This is a genomic window from Geodermatophilus sp. SYSU D00965, assembly GCF_054050075.1.
Genome location: NZ_JBJGYQ010000030.1, coordinates 41621 through 48086, shown reverse-complemented (window position 1 = coordinate 48086; position 6466 = coordinate 41621). Strand labels below are relative to the sequence as shown.

Annotated in this window: 5 protein-coding genes; 4 read left to right on the top strand and 1 reads right to left on the bottom strand. The window is 73.2% G+C overall.

All coding sequences use genetic code 11. The annotated features are described in order from the left end of the window. Positions 1 to 272: 272 nt before the first annotated feature. Entirely contained in the window at positions 273 to 2561 is a 2289-nt protein-coding gene (locus ACI789_RS22465) for a heterodisulfide reductase-related iron-sulfur binding cluster (protein ID WP_457011689.1), read from the top strand. A gap of 232 nt (positions 2562 to 2793) precedes the next feature. After that, complete coding sequence (locus ACI789_RS22460) at positions 2794 to 4125, top strand: MFS transporter (RefSeq protein ID WP_457011688.1); 1332 nt, start codon at positions 2794 to 2796, stop codon at positions 4123 to 4125. Here the strand turns inward: ACI789_RS22460 and dcd are convergent. After that, entirely contained in the window at positions 4091 to 4681 is a 591-nt protein-coding gene (gene dcd, locus ACI789_RS22455) for a dCTP deaminase (RefSeq protein WP_457011687.1), read from the bottom strand. The two genes, ACI789_RS22460 and dcd, sit on opposite strands and share 35 nt — an antisense overlap. 163 nt (positions 4682 to 4844) lie before the next feature. Here dcd and ACI789_RS22450 point away from each other — a divergent pair, with 163 nt between their 5' ends. Both ACI789_RS22450 and ACI789_RS22445 read left to right on the top strand, forming a co-directional pair. Beyond that, entirely contained in the window at positions 4845 to 5420 is a 576-nt protein-coding gene (locus ACI789_RS22450) for a PAS domain-containing protein (protein ID WP_457011686.1), read from the top strand. Between the two features lie 2 nt (positions 5421 to 5422). Next, positions 5423 to 6385, top strand: a complete 963-nt coding sequence (locus ACI789_RS22445) for a methyl-accepting chemotaxis protein (RefSeq protein WP_457011685.1) — start codon at positions 5423 to 5425, stop codon at positions 6383 to 6385. Positions 6386 to 6466: the final 81 nt, after the last annotated feature.

Sequence of the window (6466 nt, the reverse complement as noted above, 5' to 3'; positions counted from 1 at the left end):
CCCCCCCCCCCCCCCCCCCCCCCCCCCCCCCCCCCCCCCCCCCCCCCCCCCCCCCCCCCCCCCCCCCCCCCCCCCCCCCCCCCCCCCCCCCCCCCCCCCCCCCCCCCCCCCCCCCCCCCCCCCCACCGCGCGGTCGGTGCGCTCGGCCGGGTGGGTTACCGGCGAGTAGCCTCCCCCTCCGACAGCTATCGTGCGGACGGCGGTGAGCGCCCTCCCGCCGCGCCGGCGGGCGGGGATCAACGGACGTCGATCGGCGTCCGGGAGGGATTTCGATGGGCCCCTTGCAGATCGTCCTCGGGACGATCAGCGTCATCTTCCTGGCCGTCGCGGTCGTGTTCGCCTACCGGGCGGTGCGGGCGATGGTGCGGATCATCCGGACCGGCCAGCCCGACGGCACCCGGTCCCGCCCCGTCGGCCCGCGGCTGAAGACGCTCGTCACCGAGTCCCTCGGGCACACCCGGATGCTCAAGTGGTCCTCGATCGGCGTGGCCCACTGGTTCGTGTTCGTCGGGTTCTACGGGCTGTTCCTCACCCTGGTCGAGGCCTTCGGCGAGGTGTGGAACCCCGCGTTCCACCTGCCGCTGATCGGCGAGTGGAGCCTGTGGAACCTGTTCGCCGACGTCATCGGCACCGGCACGATCCTGGGCATCCTCTACCTGATCTACCGGCGCCAGAAGGACCACCCGCGGCGGCAGGGCCGGGCCAGCCGGTTCGCCGGCTCCAACGAGGGTCGCGGCTACTTCGTCGAGGCCGTCGTCCTCGTCGTCGGCGTGTGCATCCTGCTGATCCGCGCGCTGAAGGTCTCCTCCGGCCTCACCGACGCGCCCGCCTGGTCGCACCCGGTCTCCGGCCTCCTGGCCACCGTGCTCCCGGACAGCCCCGACCTGCTCAGCGTCGTCGCCTTCGTGAAGATCGTCGTCTCGCTGGTCTGGCTGGTCGTCGTCTCGCGGCTGCTGAACATGGGCGTGGCCTGGCACCGGTTCAGCGCCTTCTTCAACATCTACTTCAAGCGCGAGCCCGACGGCGCCCCCGCGCTCGGCCCGCTGCAGCCGATGACCTCCGGCGGGGTGCCGATCGACTTCGAGGACCCCGACGAGGACGCGGTCTTCGGCCGCAGCAAGATCGAGGACTTCACCTGGAAGGGGATGCTCGACTTCACCACCTGCACCGAGTGCGGGCGGTGCCAGAGCCAGTGCCCGGCGTGGAACACGGGCAAGCCGCTCAGTCCCAAGATGGTGATCATGGACCTGCGGGACCACCTCTACGCCAAGGCCCCGTACCTGCTCGGCGCGAAGACGGCGAGCGAGACCGCGCCGGACTTCGACGTCCTCAAGCCCAGCGACGAGCAGGTCTGGGCCTCCGGGTACGCCCGCATCGAGGGCACCAACGACGCGCAGGCGCACCGCCCACTGGTCGGCACCCTCGAGGAGGGCGGGGTCATCGACCCCGACGTGCTGTGGAGCTGCACCAACTGCGGCGCCTGCGTCGAGCAGTGCCCGGTCGACATCGAGCACGTCGACCACATCCAGGACATGCGCCGCTACCAGGTGCTCATCGAGTCGAGCTTCCCCTCCGAGGCCGGCGTGATGATGAAGAACCTGGAGAACCGCGGGAACCCGTGGGGCGTGCAGCCCAGTGCCCGCGAGGACTGGATCAAGGAGGTCGACTTCGAGGTGCGGATGGCCGACGGGCCACTGCCCTACGAGGTCGAGTACCTGTTCTGGGTCGGCTGCGCCGGCGCCATCGACGACCGTGCCAAGAAGGTCACCAAGGCCGTCGCCGAGCTGCTGCACACCGCGGGCGTCGAGTTCGCCGTCCTGGGCTCCGGGGAGACCTGCTCGGGCGACCCGGCCCGCCGCATGGGCAACGAGTTCCTCTTCCAGATGCTCGCGCAGGAGAACGTCGCCACCCTCGACGGCGTCTTCGAGGGCCGGGTCCCGGGGATGCGCAAGATCGTCACCACCTGCCCGCACTGCTTCAACTCGCTGGGCCGGGAGTACCCGCAGGTCGGCGGCGACTACGAGGTCGTCCACCACACGCAGCTGCTCGGCCGGCTGGTCGAGGAGGGCCGGCTGACCCCGGTCACGCCGGTCGACCGCAAGGTCACCTACCACGACCCGTGCTTCCTCGGCCGGCACAACAAGGTCTACACGCCGCCGCGGGAGGTCCTCGACTCCGTGAAGGGCCTGACCACGCAGGAGATGCACCGCTGCAAGGACCGCGGCTTCTGCTGCGGCGCCGGTGGGGCCCGCATGTGGATGGAGGAGAAGATCGGCAAGCGGATCAACATGGAGCGCACCGAGGAGGCGCTCGACCTCGATCCCGACGTCATCTCCACCGCGTGCCCGTTCTGCATCACCATGCTGTCGGACGCGCTGACGACGAAGAAGCAGAACGGCGAGGCCGGTGAGCACGTCGAGGTGCTCGACGTCAGCCAGATCCTGCTGCGGTCGCTGGCACCGGTCGGCGCACCCGGCACCGGCTCGGGCCCGGACGTCGGCACGGCAGCCGACGACGTGGCCGGCACCGGCTCCGCGGCCACGGAGCACGGCGCCCAGTAGCAGAAGGACCCCGTCCTCCTCACCGCTCGCAGGCTCGCGGCGAGCCTCTGGACGGGGCCGGCGGCGGGTCCCTGCGAGGGACCGGACCGGAGGCGGCGCGCATCCCGTCACGGGACGCGCGCCGTCGTCGTCTGCGGGGTCACCGTCCTCGCCGGGCACCCGCTCGGGAGGTCGTTGCACGGGCTAACCACCCGGCGGCGGGTCGCCGCCGGTGGCGGGGGACCATCAACGGGTGACCCGCACCGTCCCCGCCCCGCTCGCCGCCCCGCCCGCGCACGACCACCGGCGGGGTCTGGTGCTGATCGGGACGGCGATCGTGCTCACCGGGTTCAACCTGCGCACGGCGGTGAACAGCATCGGGCCGGTGCTCGAGGAGATCGAGCGGGGGCTGGCCATCTCCAGCGGGATGGCCGGGCTGCTCACGACGATGCCCGTGCTCTGCTTCGCCGCGATCGGCTTCGCCGGGCCGCCACTGGCCGCCCGCTACCGGGACGGGCACGTGCTGGCCGGCGCGCTGCTGGCCATGGCGGCGGGGCTGGTGTTGCGGTCGGCGTCCGGGGCGTTCTGGCTGTTCCTGGTCGGCACGGTGCTGGCGATGGTCGGCGGGGCCCTCGGCAACGTCCTGCTGCCGAGCCTGGTGAAGCGGCACTTCCCGACCCGGACCGGGCTGCTGGTCGGCGCCTACAGCGTGGCGATGGCCGTCGGTGGGGCGATCGCCGCGGTCGCCGCGGCCCCGCTCGCCGACGCGGCCGGCGCCGAGGGCTGGCGGTGGGCGCTGGGCGTCTGGGCGGTGGGCGCGGTGGTGGCGGCGCTTCCGTGGCTGGCGGTGCCGGCCCGGCCGGGGGCCTCACGCGCCGGGCGCACCTCGGTGCGGATGCGCTCGCTGGTGCGCAGTCCCATGGCGATCGCGCTGGCCGTCTTCTTCGGGATGCAGTCGATGCAGGCGTACGTGCTGATCGGCTGGGGGGCGCAGTACCTGCGGGACTCCGGGCTGAGCGCGGCGACCGCCGGCCTGCTGCTGGGCGTCAACACCGTCGTCGTCATCCCGCTCAACGCGGTCGTCCCGGTGCTCACCGTCCGCCCGCGGGCGCAGCGGCCCCTGCTGCTGGGCTTCGTGGTCTGCTACGTCGCCGGCTGGCTCGGCCTGCTGCAGGCCCCGACCACCGTGCCGTGGCTCTGGATGGGCCTGCTCGCCCTCGGCATGGGCTCGTTCGCCATGGTGCTCACCCTCATCGGGCTGCGCGCCCGGACGGCGGAGACCACCGCGGCGCTGTCCACGGTCACCCAGGGCTGGGGCTACCTGCTGGCCGGCACCGGTCCGCTGCTGGTCGGTGTGCTGCGCGGTAGCACCGGCGGCTACACCGGCATGTTCGTCGTCGTCCTGGTCGGCGTCGCGGTGCTGCTGGGCGCGGGCTGGCTGGTCACCCGTCAGCGTTACGTGGACGACGAGGTGCCCGGCTGGGCCTGCGACGCCCACCACGGCGACGTCATCGAGGTGGCCGGCACCGAGCCGCCGGTCACCGTGCACGTCAGGGAGCCGGACGCCGGGTCTCCGCGCGCGTGAAGTTGCGGAACGACCGCGACGGCGTCGGGCCGCGCTGGTCCTGGTAGCGGGAGCCGTAGACCGCCGACCCGTACGGGTGCTCGGCCGGGCCGGTCAGCCGGAACAGGCACAGCTGGCCGATCTTCATGCCCGGCCACAGCGTGATCGGCAGGTTGGCGACGTTGGACAGCTCCAGCGTGATGTGCCCGGAGAAGCCGGGGTCGACGAACCCGGCCGTGGAGTGGGTGAGCAGGCCGAGCCGGCCCAGCGAGCTCTTGCCCTCCAGCCGCGCGGCGAGGTCGTCGGGGATGCTGACGACCTCCAGCGTGGACCCGAGGACGAACTCCCCGGGGTGCAGCACGAACGGCTCGTCGCCGTCGGGCTCGACCAGCGTGGTCAGGTCGTCCTGCTGCTGCGCCGGGTCGATGTGGGTGTACCGGGCGTTGTTGAACACCCGGAAGAAGCGGTCCAGCCGGACGTCGATGCTCGAGGGCTGGATCAGCGCCTTGTCGTAGGGCTCGATGCCGAGCCGCCCCTCGGCGATGGCAGCCGTGATGTCGCGGTCGGACAGCAGCATGCCGCGGAGTCTAGGGACCGCCCGCCGCGCGCCCGACCGCCCGCGGCCGGGGAGGCTCCGCACCGGTCCGGGACCTTCGTCCTGCCCGCGGCGGCCCGGCTTCACCCGGGGGCGGCCCTGCCGATGGAACAGGGACGTCGTCGTCCGGAACCGGGGAGAACTGTTGCTCGACACCCACGTGCGTCCCCGCCCCCGCGGGACCGCTCGCGGCATCCGGCCCACCGGCGAGGAGCGCACCTTCCGCCTCGACGAGCTGATCGTCTCGAAGACCGACCCCCGCGGCGTGATCACCTACGCCAACGACGTCTTCCTGCGGATCAGCGGCTACGAGCTCGACGAGGTGATCGGGCAGCCGCACAACCTCATCCGGCACCCCGAGATGCCGCGCGCGGTGTTCGCCCTGCTGTGGTCCACCCTGGCCGAGGGCCGCGAGCTGTTCGCCTACATCAACAACCTCGCCTCCGACGGCGCGCACTACTGGGTGCTGGCGCACGTCACGCCGTCCTACGGACCCGACGGGCGCGTGGTCGGCTACCACTCCAACCGACGGCGGCCGGCCCCGGGCGCGGTGCGGCGGATCACCCCGCTCTACCAGCAGCTGCTCGCCGAGGAGCGCCGCCACCCGAACGCCAAGGCCGCCGTCGCGGCGTCGTCCCGGCTGCTGGAGGAGCTCGTCACCGCGCAGGCGGGCTCCTACGAGGAGTTCATCTGGTCGGTCATCAGCCAGGAGGAGAGCTGACCATGGGCATCCGTGCACGCGCCGAGGGCCGGCGCAGCGACGCCGAGGAGCTCGCCGTCTACCGGGAGTTCGTCCGCCGGCTGACCGCCACCTGCCAGTCCGCCGCCCGCGGTGACCTCGAGGTGCGCAGCCGCCCGACGCCCGGCGTGGAGTCCGTGCCCGAGCTCCAGGCGCTCAACGACGCGGTCAACGCCGTGCTGGACGTCTCCGACGCCTTCGTCCGGGAGTCCTCGGCCGCGCTGACCTCCGCGGCGCACGGCCGGTTCCACCGGCAGGTGCTGCTCACCGGGCTGGCGGGCGCCTACCGCAAGGGCGCCACCGACATCAACACCGCGCGGGACGCGATGCGGGAGACCGCGGGGCGGGTCACCGAGGCCACGGCGGCCCGGCTGCGGCTGGCCGACGAGTTCGAGGCCGTCGTCCTGGCCATGTCCGAGCAGGTGGCCACCGCCTCCACCGAGATGAGCGCCTCGGCCGCCGGCCTCACCGGGGCCGCCTCGGCCGCGAGCGAGGAGACCCGCACCGCGCAGGGGACGATGAGCTCGCTCACCCGCTCCTCGGCCGAGATCAAGGACGTCGTCGCGGTCATCGACGCCATCGCCGCGCAGACCCGGCTGCTGGCGCTCAACGCCACCATCGAGGCGGCCCGCGCCGGCGAGGCGGGCAAGGGCTTCGCCGTCGTCGCCTCCGAGGTCAAGGACCTCGCCGACCAGACCGCCCGGGCCACCGAGCAGGTCACCACCCAGGTCGAGCAGGTCCAGCAGGCCTGCGAGGAGGTCGCCGCGGTCATGCACGAGGTGGGGACGACGGTCACCGAGATGAACGGGCTGGTCGACGGGATCGCCGCGGCCGTCGACGGCTCGGCGTCCCTGGGCTCGGTGGACGGCGACACGACCGGCCTGTCCCAGATGGCCGAGCGGCTGCGCTCGGAGGCGATCGGCTTCCTCGCCGAGATGCGGCGCTGACCGCGGGCCGGGGTACCGTTCCTCTCCGGTCCCCCGGCCCGCGCCGGGTGACCGGCGCGCGGGAGCAGCCGCGCGGACAGA